Source organism: Streptomyces sp. P9-2B-2 (genome assembly GCF_030406865.1).
GTDB classification, from domain to species: Bacteria; Actinomycetota; Actinomycetes; order Streptomycetales; family Streptomycetaceae; genus Streptomyces; species Streptomyces platensis.
Window position 1 is genome coordinate 2,131,473 of sequence record NZ_CP129126.1, and the last position, 18,403, is coordinate 2,149,875.

Here is an 18,403-nt window from a genome sequence, read left to right on the forward strand (position 1 = left end):
AAAGCGAAGCAGTCCGGAAACCCCCACCCGCGCAGACCCGTCACCGCACCCGACAGCCCCGCGCAGCGGACCCCGCCCGCCGCCAGGCGCAACGGTGAGCAAGCCGAAAACATCGGCCAGGGCAAAGCGCAGCGGAACGGCGAGGTCCCAGACGGCGGGACGGCCGACAACGTGGGAAGAAGAGCTAAAGCTCGACCTCTCGCATAAGCATGCCGACCTCCGTGTTAGTCATGCGGCGGAGCCAGCCTGACTTCTGGTCGCCGAGGGCGATGGGGCCGAAGCTCGTGCGGACGAGCTTGTCGACCGGGAAGCCGGCCTCGGAGAGCATCCGGCGCACGATGTGCTTGCGGCCTTCGTGGAGGGTGACCTCGACGAGGTAGTTCTTGCCGGTGTTCTCCACGACGCGGAAGTGGTCCGCGCGGGCGTAGCCGTCCTCCAGCTGGATGCCGTCCTTGAGCTGCTTGCCCAGGTCGCGCGGGAGCGGGCCCTGGATGGCGGCCAGGTAGGTCTTCTTGACGCCGTAGCGCGGGTGCGTGAGGCGGTGGGCCAGCTCACCGTGGTTGGTGAGCAGGATGATGCCCTCGGTCTCGGTGTCGAGGCGGCCGACGTGGAAGAGCCGGGTCTCGCGGTTGGTGACGTAGTCACCGAGGCACTGGCGGCCGTCGGGGTCCTCCATGGTGGAGACGACGCCGGCCGGCTTGTTCAGCGCGAAGAAGAGGTAGGACTGGGTGGCGACCGTCAGGCCGTCGACCTTGATCTCATCCTTCTCGGGGTCGACCCGGACGCCCTGCTCCATGACGATCTGGCCGTTGACCTCGACCCGCGCCTGGTCGATCAGCTCCTCGCAGGCCCGGCGCGAGCCCATGCCGGCCCTGGCCAGCACCTTCTGGAGGCGCTCGCCCTCCTCGTCGCCGAACGTCTTGGGGGTCTTGATCTGCGGCTTGTTGTGGCGGGCGCGGTTGCGCTCCTCTACCTGGGCGTCGTACTCACGGGGCCGCGCGGGCGCCTGGCCACGGCCGCGCTGCGGGCCGCCCTTGGCACCGGGGCCGGACTTGGCGCCGGTACGGGGGCCGCCCTTGGCACCGCCACGGGCCGCCGCGCCCCGGCTGCCCGTGCTCTTGGCGCCGCCGCTCTTGGGGCCGCCGCTCTTGGCGCCCCCGCGCTCGTCCTTGCCGCCCGGGCCGCCGGTTCCGCCCACGTCGTAGCGGCGCTCCTCGGGACGGGGACGGCCGGCGCGCTGCTGCTTGTCGTCCCTCTTTCCCCCGGCCTTCGGCTGGGAGGTGCCCCCACCCGCGCCGCGGTGGTTGCCCCGCCCGTTGTCGTTGTTCCTGCCGCTGCTTCGCATCAATGATCCGTCTGAGAGTCGCCGCTGTCGTCTACGTCGAACGACGGGATACCTTCCGGGGAATCGCCCTCGATCGCGTCCGCCTCCGGGAGGAACGGTGCGAGCTCAGGGAGCTCGTCGAGGCCGCGCAGGCCCATCCGCTCCAGAAAGTAATTCGTCGTCCTGTACAGGATCGCACCTGTTTCAGGTTCCGTCCCCGCCTCCTCCACCAGGCCGCGCTGGAGGAGCGTGCGCATCACACCGTCACAGTTCACGCCGCGTACGGCCGAGACACGGGAACGGCTGACCGGCTGACGGTACGCGACCACGGCCAGAGTCTCCAAAGCTGCCTGGGTGAGCCGGGCCTGCTGCCCGTCCAGGACGAAGTTCTCCACCGCGTCCGCGTACGCGGCCCGGGAGTAGAAGCGCCAGCCTCCGGCCACCAGGCGCAGGTCGAAACCGCGCCCCTGGCGGGTGTAGTCGTCGGACAGTTCGCGCAGCGCCAGCGCGACCGCACGGCGGGGCCGCTGCAACACCCTGGCCAGGTGTTCCTCGGTCGCGGGCTCGTCGACGACCATGAGGACGGCCTCCAGCGCGGGTTTCAGTTCAAGCCCGTCGACGCCCAGCGCCCCGGCCGGCGCCCCGGGCCGCTCGCCCGGGGTGCCGCCCGTACCGGTCTCCGTGATGTCGTACGCCTCGCCGCCGGCCGCGCCGCTCATGCCCGCTCCTCTCCCGCTCGCTCTGTCCGCGCCGCCTCGGCGGCGCGCTGTGCCGGTTCCTGGTCGAACTCGTCGGTGACCACCGGCTCGGACCCCTCCGCGCCCGTCCAGCGGACCGTCAGCGCCCCCAGGGCCTCCTCCTGGTCCAGGACGACCACCCGCTCCCGGTAGAGCTCCAGCAGGGCCAGGAAGCGCGCCACGACGGTGAGGGTGTCCGGTGCGTCCGCGCACAGCTCCTGGAAGCTGCGCTCGCCCGCCTCCCGCAGCCGCGCCACCACCACCTCGGCCTGCTCCCGCACGCTCACCAGCGGGGCGTGGATGTGGTCGACATAGACCTGTGGCCGCGCCTTGGGCTGCATCGCCTTCACCGCGAGCTTGGCGAAGCCCTCCGCCCCGGTGCTGATCACGACCTCGGGCAGCAGCTCGGCCAGCTGCGGCTCCAGGCCGACCGTACGCGGATGGCAGCGGGCCTCCTCCGCCAGCCGGCCGCTGAAGATGTCCGCGATCCGTTTGTAGGCGCGGTACTGGAGCAACCGGGCGAAGAGCAGATCACGGGCCTCCAGGAGCGCGAGGTCCGCCTCGTCCTCCACTTCGGCCACGGGCAGCAGCCTGGCCGCCTTCAGATCCAGCAGCGTCGCCGCCACGACCAGGAACTCCGTGGTCTGGTCCAGGTCCCAGTCCGGCCCCATGGCACGGATGTGCGCCATGAACTCATCGGTCACCTTCGACAGCGCGACCTCGGTGACGTCCAGCTTGTGCTTCGAGATCAACTGGAGGAGGAGATCGAAGGGGCCCTCGAAATTGTCGAGGTGGAGGGTGAAGCGACCGTCGGGGTTTTCGGGGCTCTCGGCGCTCCGGGGGTTCTCGCCGCTTTCGCCGCTCTCGACGTGCTCGGCCTGCTCGCCGTTCTCGGGCGGCGCCTCGGTGGGAGCGCTACCGGGGACGGTCGCGGGTTCCTCCCCGGCGAGGGTCGCCTCCGCCGTACCGGAAACCTCCGGCATCTCAGCTGCCGGGGGCTCGTCCGGCACCGCCCCGGGCCCCTCCGGGGCCGCCGCCTCCCCCGGTGACACCAGCCCCGCGCCCGCCCCGCGGCCGAGGGGTCTGCGGGTGCGGGGCGCGGGGGATTCGTCGTTGGTCGTCGGCATCGCGGTCCATGGTGCTGCGGTCCCGTGCCGGGGGCGACGGGCTGGTCACGGGCGGGAGACCCCGCCGAGGAGGCAGGCTATCCCGGCCCGCCCGGCGTGACGTTTCCGCACCGCGGCGTCCGGCGCAGGAATTCTCGGCCGTCCTCTGCGGGCGGCCACGACGGCGGTCCCGACGGTGCCGACCGGCACGCACGGACCGCGGGAAGCGGGCGTCAGCGGCCCCGCAGCCGCCGCACCAGGATGCTGGCGTCGCCGCGCGACTCCAGGTCGGCGAGGACGACGGCGACCGCCTCGCGGACGATCCGGCCGCGGTCCACGGCGAGGCCGTGCTCGCCGCGCAGCACCAGCCGCGCATGTTCGAGGTCCATGAGCTCCTCGGCGGAGACATAGACGGTGATCTTCTCGTCGTGCCGTTCCCGGCCGCTGGGGCGGCGGTTGGCGCCGCGGGAGCCGCCGCGGCGGCGGCCCTGGCCACCGGTCTGCCCGGTCGCGGCGTCCGGCTCGGCGCCGGTCTGGCCGCCCTTGGCCGCCTTGACCCGGTGGCCCTTGGCGGTCTCGCCGGCCGTCTCGCGGCCGCTGTGCTCGGCCGGGGGGCCGACGGCGGGCACCCGGGGCGGGGTGGCCGGTCCGCCGTCACCGGCCGTCGCCGCCGGGGTGTCCGAGCCGCCGGCCCCGGGCCGACGCTGCCGTACCGCGGTGGCCGCCTCCGGCCCGTCCGCCGCCGGATCGGGCTCACCGGCCGGTGCGGGCACCCGGGGCGCCTCACCGCCGGCCGGGGAGCCGTTCGCCGAGCGCCGGGGGCTGGAGGGCTGCAGCCCCACTCCCCCGGTGGTACGGAACAGTTCGTCGGCGCCCGGCAGACTCACTCGGCGTGACACCGGGCGAGCACCTCCCTGGCGAGCTGACGATAGGCGGCGGCGCCGACGGAGTTGGAGGCGTATGTGGTGATCGGCTCACCGGCGACCGTGGTCTCCGGGAAGCGGACCGTACGGCCGATGACGGTGTGGTAGACGTGGTCGTCGAAGGCCTCGACGACCCGCGCCAGGACCTCACGGCTGTGCACGGTGCGGGAGTCGTACATCGTCGCCAGGATGCCGTCCAGCTCCAGCTCGGGGTTGAGCCGCTCCTGGACCTTCTCGATGGTCTCGGTGAGCAGCGCGACACCGCGCAGCGCGAAGAACTCGCACTCCAGCGGCACGATGACCTTGTGAGCCGCCGTCAGGGCGTTGACGGTGAGCAGGCCGAGCGAGGGCTGGCAGTCGATGACGATGTAGTCGTAGTCGGCCAGCAGCGGCTTCAGGGCCCGCTGGAGCGTCGACTCGCGCGCGACCTCGCTGACCAACTGCACCTCTGCCGCTGACAAATCGATATTGCTGGGCAGCAGGTCCATGTTGGGGACCGCGGTCTTCAGCAGCACCTCGTCGGCCGACATGCCCCGCTCCATGAGCAGGTTGTAGACCGTCAGGTCGAGTTCCATCGGGTTGACGCCGAGTCCGACGGACAGTGCGCCCTGCGGGTCGAAGTCGACGAGCAGCACCCGTCGTCCGTATTCGGCGAGGGCGGCGCCCAGGTTGATGGTCGAGGTGGTCTTGCCGACCCCGCCCTTCTGGTTGCACATCGCGATGATTTTGGCGGGGCCGTGGTCCGACAGCGGTCCCGGGATGGGGAAATAAGGGAGCGGGCGTCCGGTCGGGCCGACGCGTTCGCGGCGCTGGCGCGCGGCGTCCGGCGCGAGCGTCGCGGCGTATTCGGGGTCCGGCTCGTACTCCGCGTCCGGATCGTAGAAGTGCCCCTCGGGCAGGTCGTCGTAGTCGGCGAGACGGGCGGGTTCTCCACTGCCCCGGTCGCCGGCCATGGCGTTCACGTAATGGCCGTCCATGCTCTGGTGGGCTGTCGTGGAAATACTCTGATGGGCTGCGTAGGTATGGACCGCAACGGAGCCGACAGCCTCGCGCCCCGAGGGACCCTGGTCCCGTGCAACCACTCCTGGTTGACCGCCTCCGGGAGTAAATGTCGACTCATTCACAAGTCGTCTTACCTCCTTGGACGTGACCAGGAAACTTTATCGATAGGTCAGCGTGGCACCATGCCGACGGTTGGCGACTCTATGGCGTGTCGGGCGTCCGCAGCAACACAATCCACCGGACCCGGCACGATGTGTCGGTAACCGGACCCCCCGATGTCAAGGGCGCAAGCAGTATCGGACCGATGTTTCAGGGGTGCGCGAATCGGTTAAAGGGTTACGTTCGCGGCGAGTTGAGTACCGGCGGCCCGGAGGGCGGCGCGCCGCGGGTCGCACACGCGACCGGCCGGGCCTTGTCGACAAGGCCCGGCCGGTGGTACGGCGTTGACGTCCGCGGTTGACGTCTTAGCCGAGGAGGGTGCGCAGTTCGACGTGCTCCAGGCCGTGCGCCTCGGCGACGGGGCCGTAGACGACCTTGCCGTCGTGCGTGTTCAGGCCCTTGGCCAGCGCCGGGTCACGGCGCAGCGCCTCGACCCAGCCGCGGTTCGCCAGCTCCACGATGTAGGGCAGCGTGGCGTTGGTGAGCGCGTGGGTGGAGGTGTTGGGCACCGCGCCGGGCATGTTGGCGACGCAGTAGAAGACCGAGTTGTGGACCGGGAAGGTCGGCTCGGCGTGCGTGGTGGGACGGGAGTCCTCGAAGCAGCCGCCCTGGTCGATCGCGATGTCGACAAGAACACTTCCGGGCTTCATCTTGGCGACGAGCTCGTTGGTGACCAGCTTCGGCGCCTTGGCGCCGGGGATCAGGACCGCACCGACGACGAGGTCGGCATCGACGACGGCCTTCTCCAGCTCGTAGGCGTTGGAGACGATCGTCTGCACCTTGGTGCCGAAGATCTTGTCGGCCTCGCGGAGCTTGTTGATGTCCTTGTCGAGCAGGGTGACGTGGAAGCCGAGGCCCACGGCGATCTGCAGCGCGTTCCAGCCGGAGACGCCACCGCCGATGATGACGGCCTTGCCCGCGTGGACACCGGGGACGCCACCGGGCAGCACACCGCGGCCGCCGGCCTGGCGCATCAGGTGGTAGGCGCCGACCTGCGGGGCGATACGGCCCGCGACCTCGGACATCGGGGCGAGCAGCGGCAGCTGGCGGCCGGCCGTCTCGACGGTCTCGTAGGCGATCGCGGTGGTGCCGGACTCCAGCAGGGCGTCCGTGCACTCCTTGGAAGCGGCCAGGTGCAGGTAGGTGAAGAGCGTCTGGTCCTTGCGGAGACGGTGGTACTCCTCCGCGATCGGCTCCTTGACCTTCAGCAGCAGGTCAGCGGTGGTCCAGACCTCATCGGCGGTGTCCAGGATGGAGGCACCGGCGGAGACGTACTCCTCATTCGTGATGGACGAGCCGAGACCGGCGTCCTTCTCGATGAAGACCTGGTGGCCGTGGCGGACGAGCTCGTGGACTCCGGCGGGCGTGATGGCCACACGGAACTCGTTGTTCTTGACCTCGCGGGGGATACCGACCTTCACGTCGATCACGGTCCTTGCTAGAGAGGGTGCAGGAGGAATTATCCCCTCATGCCTTGCATGACGGAACTGGCCGCGCCGAACGCGGTCCAGCCAGTCTATTGAAGGAGCTCCTCTTGTCTAGCCTTGCAAAGCATTAATTCTCGCGAGAAGCACTACCGATTTCGTAGGTCACTCGGGATGATCTCCAAGGAGTCGCTCTCCAGCGGCACGATGGAGCCGTGCCGCGGCCGGATCTCCGAGCCGGTCGAGGGTGTCCGCAATCCGCAGCTGAAGGGCCGCCTCCAGCCGTCCGTCGCCCGCTTTCCGAGCCGTATCCAGGGCTTCGAGGCAGGTCCGCAGGGCATCCTCGGGCCGCCCGGCGTACTCCTGCACCCGGGCCATCTCACCGGTCGCCCGCGCCTGACCGGCCACGTCGCCGAGCCTCCGGCAGGCCCCGACAGCGGCCCCCCACGCCTTGAGCGCCTCGCCCCACCGGCCCGCCTGACTGAGCGCGCCGCCGATCCGGCCGTGCAGCCGCGCCGCGTCCGCGCCCTCGCCCCGGGCGAGCCGCAGCTCCAGGGCCCGGCCGTACCAGTCGGCGGCCCGCTGCCAGTCGCCCAGCTCGGTGTACGCGCCGCCCAGTGACTCCAGCGCCCGGCCGGTGGCCATCGGGTCCTTCACCGAGCGGGCCGCCTCCAGCGCACCCCGGTAGCGGGTGGCCGCCTGTGCGGTCCGTCCCGCCTGGCCGTCCAGGTCCCCGAGGTTCAGCAGGGCTGCGGCCCGCTCCCGCGGCAGCCCGCGCCGCTCGGCGACCCGCAGGACGAGCCCGTGCAGCGCGTAGAGGTCCGGCGCGGCGGCCTCGGCGCCCTGGTGGGCCAGCAGCGTCCGGGTCAGCGCGGCCATCAACCGCCGGTCCAAGGTGTCGAGTTCACCGTCCGCGACGGCGATCCGGGCGGCGTCCAGCAGGGCGCCCCGGCGGCTGCGCAGCCAGTGCGCGGCGGCGGCCCGGGAGCTGAAGCGCAGCGACCGCGGCAGCCCCGCGGTCTTCTGCCGGGCGGGGGAATCGGCCGGCTCGCCCATCGCCCGGCAGGACTGGAGCAGCCGTACGGTCCGCTCCAGCATCCGGGCACGGGCCAGCTGGACGTCGGCCGGGCGCTCGTGCCCGGTCAGCAGCTCGCGCACCAGCGGGCCGAGGCAGCCGGGGAGGCGGTACGGGAGATACAGGGCGGCGTCGGGCGCCCGGGCGCCGGGGACCTCGTCGTCCACGGCGGTGACCGGCCGCAGCAGCCCGAGCGCGGCGAATTCGCCCAGTGTCGTGGCGGCCACCGCCACCGAGCAGCCGGCCAGCGCGGAGGCGATGTGCGCGTCCACCAGTCCGCCCGGCGCCAGGGTGAGCAGCCGCAGCATCCGGGCGGCGGGCGCCGGCAGCGCGTCGTGGGCCAGGCGGAAGGCGCGGAACAGCGGCCGGGCGCCGGTGGGCAGGTCCGGCGGCAGCGGGACGGCGTGCAGCGCCTGGCACAGATCGGCGACCGAGGACATCGGGCGGGCGGCGAGCCAGGCACCGGCCAGCACCAGGGCGGCCGGCTGGCCGCCGCACTCCTCCACGACGCGGTCGGCGGTCCGCGGATCGACGGTGATCCGGGTCGGCCCGGCGTACCGGCTGAGAACGGCGACCCCGGCCGCGCTGTCCAGGCCGCCCAGGGCACACGGCCGGACGTCCGGAATGCCGGTCAGCGGCCCCTGCGAGACCACCACGACCAGGCAGTCCGGGGCGTCCGGGAGCAGCGGTTCGACCTGGTCGGCGCCCGGTGCGTCGTCCAGGAAGAGCAGCGCCCGGCGCCCGGCGAGCGCCTCGCGCAGCCGCTCGGTCAGCTCGTCCTCGGGGGCGCCGGGCGGGGCGCCGGTGCCGAGCGCGGCCAGCAGTTCCCGTGCGGTGCGGCCGGTGTCGGCCGGTTCGCCGTCCGGCCCGGTCAGGGTGGCCCGCAGCACCCCGTCGGGGTGGTCGCCGGCCCGTTCCCGCAGCAGCTCCTCGGCCAGGGCCGTACGGCCGGATCCGGGGCGCCCGGCGATCAGCAGTACCCGGCTGCGGGCGCCCTTGCGGCCGGAGAGGGTGTCCAGGCCGGCTCGGGCGATATCGGCGTGCAGTTCCTTGAGCTCGCGGCGCCGCCCGATGAAGCCACTCGGGGCAGGGGCGGCGGCGGTCGCGGGAACGGTGGGGCGGGGGGCGGCACCGTCCTGGCGGGGCGCCGTGCCCCGCGGTCCGGGCGCTGTCGTGGCAGGCGCTCGCGCCGCCTCCGGCGGGAGGTGCCCCCCGCCCACCGCCTGGTCCGTCACCGGCTCACGCTCCCGTCCACCTGCGCGTACGAATCCGCCGCTGGGGCGGACGCTGCCGAGCGTAGTTCACGGCACGTCACGTCTCGCGCAGCGCAGGGCGGTTACGTCACCCGATCGGATCGGCGGATCATCCGACGGGCGCGTCGTACGGCGGGGACGGACCGTCGGTCAGGCCTCGAAGGGGCGGGCCGGCCACGGCGCGTCGGCCGGGCGCAGCGCGTCCAGGCCCGCACCGGCCCGGGCCGCGGTGAGTGCCAGCACCCCCACGACGAGGCAGTTGTTGTGCAGTTCACCGGCGAGCGCGCCACGGACCAGCTCGTCCTGCGGCACCCGCGCCAGCTCCATGTCGGCCTCCTCCTCGGAGACCTCGAAACGCTCGCCCTCGGCCTCGGACAGATCGCGGGCGAGGAAGATCCGCACGGCCTCGTCGCAGCCGCCGGGCGTGGTGTAGACGTCGGTCAGCACCCGCCAGTCCTCGGCCTTGACGTGCGCCTCCTCGTACAGCTCGCGCTGCGCGGCGTGCAGCGGGTTCTCCCCGGGAATGTCGAGCAGCCCGGCGGGGATCTCCCACAGCTTCTGGCGTACGGGGTGGCGGTACTGGCGCAGCACCAGCACCCGGCCCTCCTCGTCGAGCGCGAGGACGGCCACGGAACCGGGGTGGACCTGGTAGTCGCGGGTGACGGTGGAGCCGTCCGGCATGACGACCTCGTCGGTGCGCACGCTGGTCTTGTTTCCGGTGAACGGCGTCGTGGTCGCGGTGACCGTCCACTCCTCGGGGGTGTCCTTGATCGCCATGGCGCGTCCTCCTGTGTGTGCCTGTACCAACGCAGAAACCGGGGCACGACCTGCGTGAGGCCGTACCCCGGCAACCGTATCCGCCGTGGTGTCCGCTACTTCGCGGCGCCCGTCTTGCGCGCGACCGCGGCCTTCACCAGCCCGGCGAAGAGCGGGTGCGGACGGGTCGGGCGGGAGCGCAGCTCCGGGTGGGCCTGGGTGGCGACCAGGTAGGGGTGGATCTCCCGCGGGTACTCGACGTACTCGACGAGCTTGTTGTCCGGGGAGGTGCCGGAGAACTGCAGCCCGGCCTTCTTCTCCAGCTCACCGCGGTAGGCGTTGTTGACCTCGTAGCGGTGGCGGTGGCGCTCCTCGACGTAGGGCTGGTCGCCGTAGACCTCGCGGACGATCGAGCCCTCGGCGAGCTTGGCGGGGTACATGCCCAGCCGCATCGTGCCGCCCATATCGCCCTCACCTGCGACGATGTCCATCTGCTCGGCCATCGTGGAGATGACCGGGTCGGCCGCGGCCGGATCGAACTCCGTGGAGTTCGCGCCCTGGATGCCGGCCAGGTTGCGGGCCGCCTCGATGACCACGCACTGGAGGCCCAGGCACAGGCCGAGCAGCGGGAGCTTGTTCTCCCGGGCGTAGGTGATCGCGCCGACCTTGCCGTCCACGCCGCGGTCGCCGAAGCCGCCGGGGATGCAGACCGCGTCACAGTCACCGAGCTGCTCGGCGGCCCCGGCCGGGGTCTTACAGTCGTCGGAGGTGACCCACTTCACCTTCACCCGGGCCTTGTTGGCGAAGCCGCCGGCCCGCAGCGCCTCGGTGACCGAGAGGTAGGCGTCGGGCAGGTCGATGTACTTGCCGACCAGCGCGACCTTGACCTCGTGGTCGGGGTTGTGGACGCGGTCGAGCAGGTCCTCCCACTGGGTCCAGTTCACGTCCCGGAAGGGCAGGTCCAGCTTGCGCACCACATAGGCGTCCAGGCCCTCGGTGTGCAGGACCTTGGGGATGTCGTAGATCGACGGGGCGTCGATCGCGGCGACCACCGCGGCCTCGTCGACGTCGCACATCAGCGAGATCTTGCGCTTGATGGCGGTCGGGACCTCGCGGTCGGCGCGCAGCACGATGGCGTCGGGCTGGATACCGATGTTGCGCAGCGCGGCGACGGAGTGCTGGGTCGGCTTGGTCTTCAGCTCACCGGACGGGCCGATGTAGGGCAGCAGCGAGATGTGCACGACGAAGACGTTGTCCCGGCCGACCTCGTGGCGGACCTGGCGGACGGTCTCCAGGAACGGCAGCGACTCGATGTCGCCGACGGTGCCGCCGACCTCGGTGATGACGACGTCGACGTCCTCGGTCGCCATCCGCCGGATGCGGTGCTTGATCTCGTTGGTGATGTGCGGGATGACCTGCACGGTGTCACCGAGGTACTCGCCGCGCCGCTCCTTGGCGATCACGGTGTTGTAGACCTGGCCGGTGGTGACGTTCGCGGAGCCGTCGAGGTCGACGTCCAGGAAGCGCTCGTAGTGGCCGATGTCCAGGTCGGTCTCGGCACCGTCGTTGGTGACGAAGACCTCGCCGTGCTGGAACGGGTTCATCGTTCCGGGGTCGACGTTCAGGTACGGGTCGAGCTTCTGCATCGTGACCCGCAGGCCGCGCGCCTTGAGGAGGGCACCCAGGCTGGAGGCGGTGAGCCCCTTGCCCAGCGAGGAGGCGACGCCCCCCGTGACGAAGAGGTGCTTGGTCGTCGTGGATTTGGGCGGCATGGCCAAGAGGGGGCTCCCGTGGTCGCGAGGTGGAGAGGTGCGAAGCGGCGCCGTCCTGGTTTTCAGGGGTGCCGTCGCTGCGGTTCGGGGGTTCTCGTGACCACCGGTCCACGGGGTACCAGGCTATCAGCGACCGGGCATGGTCGTGTCCGGCCACACAGGGCGATCGCGCGGTCACGGCCGGGGTGACGGTGTCACGTGACGGAGGCCACCCGTTCGGAGCACTTCCGTCCTTGCGAGCGTCACGCGGATCACCCACCTGCGTCGTATCCTGCTCGGACACTCGCTACGAGCCGTCCGGGAAGGCACCACCCCCGCCGCCCGATTTCCGGTCCCGCTGCTCGGCGACGTTTCATGGGCAGGACGGACCAATACATACGTCCCATGGGGGGCGTGACTCCAGTTCGACGGGAGATGCACGTGGCCGGGCGCATCGAGGACTACGCACTTATCGGCGATATGCAAACCGCCGCTCTAGTGTGCCGGGACGGCACGGTGGACTGGCTGTGCCTGCCCCGCTTCGACTCGCCGGCGGTCTTTGCGGGGCTGCTGGGCACGGAGGAGCACGGATTCTGGCGGCTGGGACCGGTCAACGGTCCCGGGGGGCGGCCCGCACCGGCCGACCGCCGGCGTTACCGGGGCGATTCGCTCGTCCTGGAATCGGAGTGGGACACCCCGCGCGGCACCGTCCGCGTGATCGACTTCATGCCGCCCCGTGATGGCGCGCCGCAGCTGATCCGCATCGTGGAGGGCGTCAGCGGGCGCGTCCCGATGCGTTCGGAGCTGCGGATGCGGTTCTCCTACGGCTGGGTCGTGCCGTGGGTGCACAAGATCGACGACCGGACGGTGGCGGTGGCCGGGCCCGATTCGGTGTGGCTGGACACCGAGGCGGAGACCTACGGCAAGGACCTGACGACGTTCTCCGACTTCACCGTCTCGCCGGGTGAGCGGATCGCGTTCACGATCAGCTGGGAGCCCTCGCACAAGCAGCCGCCGGCCGTCGCCGACCCGGAGGGGTCGCTGGAGGCCACCGAGGAGTTCTGGCGCGAGTGGGTCGAGCACTGCACGTACCACGGCCCCTACCGGGACGCGGTGGTGCGCTCGCTGATCACGCTGAAGGCGCTGACCTACGCGCCGACCGGCGGGATCGTGGCGGCGCCGACGACCTCGCTGCCGGAGTGCCTGGGCGGGGTCCGTAACTGGGACTACCGCTTCACCTGGCTGCGGGACGCGGCGATCACCCTGTCCTCCCTGCTGCGCACCGGCTACCGCGAAGAGGCCCGGGCCTGGCGGGAGTGGCTGCTGCGGGCGGTGGCCGGGGACCCGGAGAACCTCCAGATCATGTACGGCATCGCGGGCGAACGGGAGTTGGGCGAGAACGAGCTCACCTGGCTTCCCGGCTACGAGAACTCCCGTCCCGTACGGGTCGGCAACGGCGCCGCGGGACAGCTCCAGCTCGATGTCTACGGCGAGGTCACCGAGGCGCTGCACCTGGCGCACATGACGGGGCTGGCCCGTAACGACTACGCCTCGCTGCTGCAGCTCAAGCTGATCCAGTGGGTGGAGAAGCACTGGGACGAGCCGGACGAGGGCATCTGGGAGGTCCGCGGCCCGCGCCGGCACTTCGTCCACTCCAAGGTCATGACCTGGGTCGCGGTCGACCGCACGGTCAAGCTGATCGAGTCCGGGGACGTCGACGGCCCGCTGGAGCGCTGGAAGGACCTGCGCGAGACGATCCACCGGGACGTCTGCGAGAAGGGTTACGACAAGGAGCGCAACACCTTCACCCAGTCCTACGGCTCGCAGGAGCTGGACGCCTCGCTGCTGCTGATCCCACAGATGGGCTTTCTGCCGCCGGACGACAAGCGCGTCATCGGCACGATCGAGGCGATCCAGCGGGAACTGTCCACCGAGGACGGCTTCGTGCTGCGCTACCCGACGTCGGGTGCGCATGATCTCGGGGTGGACGGTCTGGAGGGTGAGGAAGGTGCCTTCCTGGCCTGCTCGTTCTGGCTCGCCGACGACCTCGCGATGATCGGCCGGGTCGACGAGGCCCGCAAGCTCTTCGAGAAGCTGCTCTCGCTCCGCAACGACCTGGGCCTGCTCGCGGAGGAGTGGGACCCCAAGGCCCAGCGGCAGGTGGGCAACTTCCCGCAGGCATTCAGCCATGTTCCGCTGATCGACACCGCGCTGCGGCTGACGGCCAGTGGGGCTTACGGCGGTTAGCGCCCCCTTCGGGGCGCCAACCGCCCGGAGTTCTGTGGTGCCGCTCGGATTTCGGGCGGCACCACGTGTGTGTCAGAAGGGGGTCAGGGTGAGGGTGATCTCCTTCGGGGCGGGGTCCTCGATGTAGGAGGCGAAGCCGGCGACGTCGTCGAAGGCGAAGCCGTAGGCCCTGCCGTCCCGGGTCGCGGCGTGCATGGCCTTGGCGTAGTGGTGGGTCAGCCGCTCGCCGTAGAAGGTGGCCGGGTCGGTGGTGGGCTGGGCGGCGTGCGCGGTGAGGGCGGAGCGGTTGAGGGCGGCGCCCAGGATGGCCGCGATCGGGCCGCGGGTGCCGTCGTTGGGGGCGGCGAGGGTGCCGTCGCAGAAGAGGACATCGCGGGTGGACGGCTTGTCGAAGGAGACCGTGCCGGTGGGGGCGGCCCCACCGCGCGGACCCTTCAGTCCTTGGGGGACGGTGAAGACGAGCTTGCCGTCGCGGACCCGGCCGGTGAAGGTGCCCGCGTTCGTGGTGACGGACAGGTCCTTGGCCGCGTAGGCGGACCAGGCCTCGTCGATGGCGGGGGCGAAGTAGTCGGGGGCGAACAGTCCGCTGTCCAGACCGTGGCCGGGGGCGATCACCCGGCGGTCGCCGATGACCAGCCGGTCGAAGCCGTCGGCGGCCCGGACGTCGGCGAAGATCTTGGCGCGGGCGCCGTCCTTGAGCGTGCCCGTGGTCTGGTCCTTGGCCCCGGTGAGCCGGATCGCGAGCGGCACGCTGAACATGTCGACCATGGTGGTGTTGCAGTACATCCCGCCGGAGTTGTAGGTGAACTCGGCGCAGTCGTGCAGCACGTCGTAGTTGGGGTCGCCGGCGACCCAGCCCGCCGGGTAGGCGAGCGCGGCCTTGCCGTTGCCGTCCTCGACCGCCTTGAACTTCAGCTTGCCGCCCAGCGCGGTGTAGATCCGGCCGGACATCCGGGGCAGCTGGAGGGTCGTGGTGCCGCTCGCCGCGAGCGGTATGGCGTAGTCGGTGAAGCCGTCCGGCCCGTTGTCGGCCAGTGCCACGGGCTTGAGCTCGCCGTCCGGGGTGACGTGCACCTGCTGGGTGCCGTCATTGCCGACGACGTAGATCCAGACCGAGGAGTTGGCGTAGGAGCCGGAGTTGTTGACGAGGTGCAGGGGCATTCCGGCGGCGGACCGGGCGGGCCCGCGGGGTGCGGCGGAGGGGGCGGGCGCGCCGTTCGCACGGCCGGCCAGGGCGATTCCGGAGGCGGCGGCGCCGGCGGCGAGACCGCCGAGCAGACTGCGGCGAGTGATCACGAGATGGCTCCTTGCGGGGCGGTGTGCCGATCGGTGGGGGTGACGTTCCGGCTGGTACCGGCCCCGGCGGGCTGCGGGACGGCGACCGTCCGGCATCCGGGTCCGACTCTCATGCTCATGACATTCTCTCCTCGGCACGGTGGGGGGTCGTGAGGAGTTCCGGGGGGGGTACCCGGACTGAGAGCGCTCTCATATCGTGCGCTGTGCACCCTGCCGATTCCCTGGCAGACCGTCAAGTCATCGCGTAGAAAAAGGAGTTGAATGGTGTCCGAGCCGAACGGTCCGCGGCCGACGCTGGAGGCGGTCGCGGCCCGAGCCGGGGTCTCCCGCGCCACGGTGTCCCGTGTGGTCAACGGCGGTGCGGGGGTCCGGGCCGCGGTCCAGGAACGGGTGCGCCAGGCGGTCACCGAGCTGGGCTACGTACCGAACAGCGCGGCCCGCTCCCTGGTCACCCGCCGCACCGGCGCGGTCGCCGTGGTCATCGCGGAGCCGGAGGCCCGGGTCTTCAGCGATCCGTTCTTCGGGCGCCAACTGCGCGGCATCAGCCGGGAACTGGCCGCCGCCGACACCCAGCTGTTGTTGATGCTCGTCGAGCACCGCGACGACTACGACCGGATCGGCCGGTATCTGGCGGCCGGGCATGTCGACGGCGCGCTGATGTTCTCGCTGCACCGTGACGACCCGCTGCCCGCCATGGCCGAGCGCGCCGGACTGCCCACCGTCTACGGCGGCCGGCCCGGCTGGGCGAGCGCCGACGGGGTGCCGCGCCCGCTGTATGTCGACACCGACAACCGCGGGGGCGCCCGGCAGGCCGTACGCCATCTCCTCGGCCGCGGCCGCCGCCGGATCGCGGTGATCACCGGGCCGCTCGACCAGACCTCCGCGGTGGACCGTCTCGACGGCTACCGCGAGGCGCTGGGCACGGCCGAGCCGGACCCTCGGCTGATCGCGGACGGCGGGTTCACGGCCGCCGGCGGCGAGCGGGCGATGGCCGAACTCCTGGACGCCGCACCGGACCTGGACGCCGTCTTCGTCTGCTCCGACCTGATGGCGAACGGGGCGCTGCGCACCCTGCGGGCACGCGGGCGACGGGTTCCGGACGACGTGGCGGTGGTCGGCTTCGACGATCTGGAACCGGCGGCCTGGGCCGATCCGCCGCTGACCACGGTGCGGCAGGACGTGGAGGAGATGGGGCGGCTGATGGTCCGGCTGCTGCTGCGACTGCTGGATCCGGGCAGGGCGGCGGAGGCGGACGCGGTGGAGCTCGCCCCGGTGATCACGGAGGCGCGGCTGGTGGTGCGGGAATCGGGGTGACGGGCGGAGGCGCCGGGAGGCACGCGCCCCCTCCCGGCGCCCTACGGCACGGTGATCCGGACCGCGAAGCTCCGGATAGCGGACTACGGGTACCGTCCTCGCCATGGGGCAGGAAGCGAAGATCGAAGCCGAGGTCACGGTACGCAGGGCGCTGGAGCTGCCCGCGCTGCGGCGCGGTCTGCCGGAGGTGCTGGCCGGCGGGGACCGGCTGGACCGCGCGGTCCGCTGGGTGCACGCGGGCGAGGTCCCGCATATCGCCTCGCTGCTCAAGGGCGGCGAGCTGCTGCTGACCACCGGCCTGGGCCTGGGGGCCCGGCCGTCCGAGCAGCGCGCCTTCATCCGCAAGCTCGCGGACCGCGAGATCGCCGCGCTCGTCGTGGAGCTGGGCTCCCGGTTCGCCTCCCTGCCCGTCGCGCTGGTCGACGCCGCCCGGGACTGCGGGCTGCCGCTGATCCAGCTGCACCGCGAGGTCCCGTACGTCACGGTCACCGAGGCGATCCACACCGAGATCATCAACAGCCACTACGCGCTGCTGCGGCGTGCCGACGAGATCCTGCGGCGCTGCACGGACGTGCTGCTGCGCGGCGGCGGCGTCCCCGAGGTGCTCCGGCTGCTGGCCGTCTTCACCGGCAACCCGCTCTGCCTGGAGGCCCCCGACGGCAGCCCGCTCTACGCGGCGGGCCCGGACAGCGAGGACGACGGTCCCGCGGAGGCCGACCCGCTGCTGGCCTGGGAGGGCCTGCGCGAGACCGGTCTGCGGGTCGATGTGCCCGGCGGCGGCCACGGCCCCGACGCGGTCCGTGCCCGTCTCGTCCTGCTGCCCGTCAACGCCCCCTTGGCGCCGGTGCACCGGATCGCCGCCGAACGCGCCGCCGATCTGCTCGCCGTCGTCATGCTCCAGTCCCGCCAGGAAGAGGTGCTCGCCGCCCGGGGGCGCGGCGACTTCCTGGCCGACCTCTCGGAGGGCCGGATCTCCGCGGCCGAGGCGCCCGCACAGGCCCGCCTGCTCGGCTTCCGCCCCGGCCCCGAGCCGGTGTTCCCGGTGGTGATGCGGCTGCCGGCGGGGCTGCCGTCCCCCGGCAGCTGGGCGCTGCTCGCCCAGGCCCTGCGCGAGGAACTCGCAGCCCCCGGGGTACCCGTACTTCTCGGCGTCCGCCCCGTGGAGGGCCGGGTACCGATACTGGTGGCGCTGCGCGCGGGCCAGGACCGGGACGCGCTGGCCGGCCGGATCGCCGAGGCCCTGCGCGCCGGGGTGGTCCGCGCGGGCCTGGACCGGCCGGCCGCGCACCGCCCGGTGGTCGTCGTCGGGACGCCCGGTGACTGGGCGGCGGCGGGCCCCGGCCTCCAGCACGCGGCGGAGGCGGCGGCCGCGGCCCAGGGCCTGCCGGAACAGCCCTGGTACGACGCCCGCCGGCTGGACATCGAGCTGCTGTTGTGGCGGATGCGCGAACACGGCGAGCAGGGTGTGCTCACCGACTTCGTGGAGCGCGCCATCGGGCCACTGCTGGCCCACGACCGCGCCGCCCGTCAGCCGCTGCTGCCGACGCTGGAGGCCTATCTGGCCAGCGCGGGCCGCAAGGCCGAGACCGCCCGCGATCTGAATGTGAACCGGCAGACGCTGTACGACCGGCTGGCCCGTATCGCGCAGCTGCTCGGCACGGACCTGGACGATCCGCAGACCGTCCTGGGCCTGCGGCTGGCGCTGCGCGCCCGGCGCCACACGGACAAGCCGTAACGGGCGGCGGCCAACGGGCGGCGCGTTACCCCGCGACCGTCTCGGCCGCCGTCCCCATACCGAGCGCGATCAGCACCCCGCCCGTGGTGCGCTCCAGATTGCGGTGCACCCGGGGCCGCCGCAGACGGCGCAGCAGCCGGCCCGCGCAGACCACGACCAGCAGCAGCCAGCCCGCGGCGATCACCGCGTCGACGACCCCGAGCAGCAGCGTCGTCCCCAGCACCGAGTGTCCCTCGGGGAGGAACTGCGGCACGACGGCCACGAAGAAGATCCCGACCTTGGGGTTCAGCCACAGCTCAGC

Annotated in this window: 15 protein-coding genes; 3 read left to right on the plus strand and 12 right to left on the minus strand. The window is 72.1% G+C overall.

Translation table 11 applies throughout. The features are described from left to right. Window positions 1-184 precede the first annotated feature (184 nt). From QT196_RS09235 to QT196_RS09275, 9 genes are all read right to left on the minus strand, one after another. Window positions 185-1,345: a pseudouridine synthase gene (locus QT196_RS09235; protein ID WP_290354729.1), complete on the minus strand. Its 1,161-nt coding sequence runs from the start codon at window positions 1,343-1,345 to the stop codon at window positions 185-187. Next, a complete protein-coding gene (scpB, locus tag QT196_RS09240; RefSeq protein ID WP_266735704.1) occupies window positions 1,345-2,043 on the minus strand; it encodes an SMC-Scp complex subunit ScpB in 699 nt (232 codons plus the stop codon). Before scpB ends, QT196_RS09235 begins: the two co-directional genes overlap by 1 nt. Beyond that, window positions 2,040-3,188 (minus strand): segregation/condensation protein A, encoded by a 1,149-nt coding sequence (locus tag QT196_RS09245; RefSeq protein ID WP_266735702.1) that lies wholly within the window; start codon window positions 3,186-3,188, stop codon window positions 2,040-2,042. Before QT196_RS09245 ends, scpB begins: the two co-directional genes overlap by 4 nt. Before the next feature lie 212 nt (window positions 3,189-3,400). Then, on the minus strand, window positions 3,401-4,066 hold the full coding sequence (locus tag QT196_RS09250; protein WP_266735700.1) for a hypothetical protein: 666 nt from the start codon (window positions 4,064-4,066) through the stop codon (window positions 3,401-3,403). After that, window positions 4,051-5,067 carry a ParA family protein gene (locus tag QT196_RS09255; RefSeq protein ID WP_168478447.1) on the minus strand — a complete coding sequence of 339 codons (1,017 nt, stop codon included), beginning with the start codon at window positions 5,065-5,067 and terminating at the stop codon, window positions 4,051-4,053. The genes QT196_RS09250 and QT196_RS09255 overlap by 16 nt, the downstream gene beginning before the upstream one ends. 489 nt (window positions 5,068-5,556) lie before the next feature. Beyond that, window positions 5,557-6,672, minus strand: coding sequence for an alanine dehydrogenase (ald, locus tag QT196_RS09260; RefSeq protein ID WP_168483645.1), 1,116 nt, complete (start codon window positions 6,670-6,672; stop codon window positions 5,557-5,559). Window positions 6,673-6,840: 168 nt separating this feature from the next. Further along, on the minus strand, window positions 6,841-8,985 hold the full coding sequence (locus tag QT196_RS09265) for a tetratricopeptide repeat protein (protein WP_290354730.1): 2,145 nt from the start codon (window positions 8,983-8,985) through the stop codon (window positions 6,841-6,843). Window positions 8,986-9,153: 168 nt separating this feature from the next. Next, a complete protein-coding gene (locus QT196_RS09270) occupies window positions 9,154-9,780 on the minus strand; it encodes an NUDIX hydrolase (RefSeq protein WP_168478448.1) in 627 nt (208 codons plus the stop codon). A 95-nt stretch (window positions 9,781-9,875) separates the two neighbouring features. Beyond that, entirely contained in the window at window positions 9,876-11,531 is a 1,656-nt protein-coding gene (locus tag QT196_RS09275; RefSeq protein WP_168478449.1) for a CTP synthase, read from the minus strand. Window positions 11,532-11,945: 414 nt separating this feature from the next. Between QT196_RS09275 and QT196_RS09280 the strand changes: the two genes are divergently transcribed. Beyond that, complete coding sequence (locus QT196_RS09280; RefSeq protein WP_168483647.1) at window positions 11,946-13,757, plus strand: glycoside hydrolase family 15 protein; 1,812 nt, start codon at window positions 11,946-11,948, stop codon at window positions 13,755-13,757. Window positions 13,758-13,829: 72 nt separating this feature from the next. Here QT196_RS09280 and QT196_RS09285 read toward each other — a convergent pair whose 3' ends face one another. Both QT196_RS09285 and QT196_RS09290 read right to left on the minus strand, forming a co-directional pair. After that, window positions 13,830-15,053 (minus strand): beta-1,3-glucanase family protein, encoded by a 1,224-nt coding sequence (locus tag QT196_RS09285; RefSeq protein WP_168478450.1) that lies wholly within the window; start codon window positions 15,051-15,053, stop codon window positions 13,830-13,832. Then, on the minus strand, window positions 15,050-15,172 hold the full coding sequence (locus tag QT196_RS09290; protein ID WP_266739008.1) for a hypothetical protein: 123 nt from the start codon (window positions 15,170-15,172) through the stop codon (window positions 15,050-15,052). The genes QT196_RS09285 and QT196_RS09290 overlap by 4 nt, the downstream gene beginning before the upstream one ends. Before the next feature lie 142 nt (window positions 15,173-15,314). Here QT196_RS09290 and QT196_RS09295 point away from each other — a divergent pair, with 142 nt between their 5' ends. Further along, window positions 15,315-16,367: a LacI family DNA-binding transcriptional regulator gene (locus QT196_RS09295; RefSeq protein WP_266739007.1), complete on the plus strand. Its 1,053-nt coding sequence runs from the start codon at window positions 15,315-15,317 to the stop codon at window positions 16,365-16,367. Window positions 16,368-16,470: 103 nt separating this feature from the next. Further along, window positions 16,471-18,102, plus strand: coding sequence for a PucR family transcriptional regulator ligand-binding domain-containing protein (locus QT196_RS09300; RefSeq protein ID WP_168478452.1), 1,632 nt, complete (start codon window positions 16,471-16,473; stop codon window positions 18,100-18,102). Window positions 18,103-18,127: 25 nt separating this feature from the next. Here QT196_RS09300 and QT196_RS09305 read toward each other — a convergent pair whose 3' ends face one another. After that, window positions 18,128-18,364 (minus strand): hypothetical protein, encoded by a 237-nt coding sequence (locus QT196_RS09305; protein WP_248001077.1) that lies wholly within the window; start codon window positions 18,362-18,364, stop codon window positions 18,128-18,130. Between the last annotated feature and the right edge of the window lie 39 nt (window positions 18,365-18,403).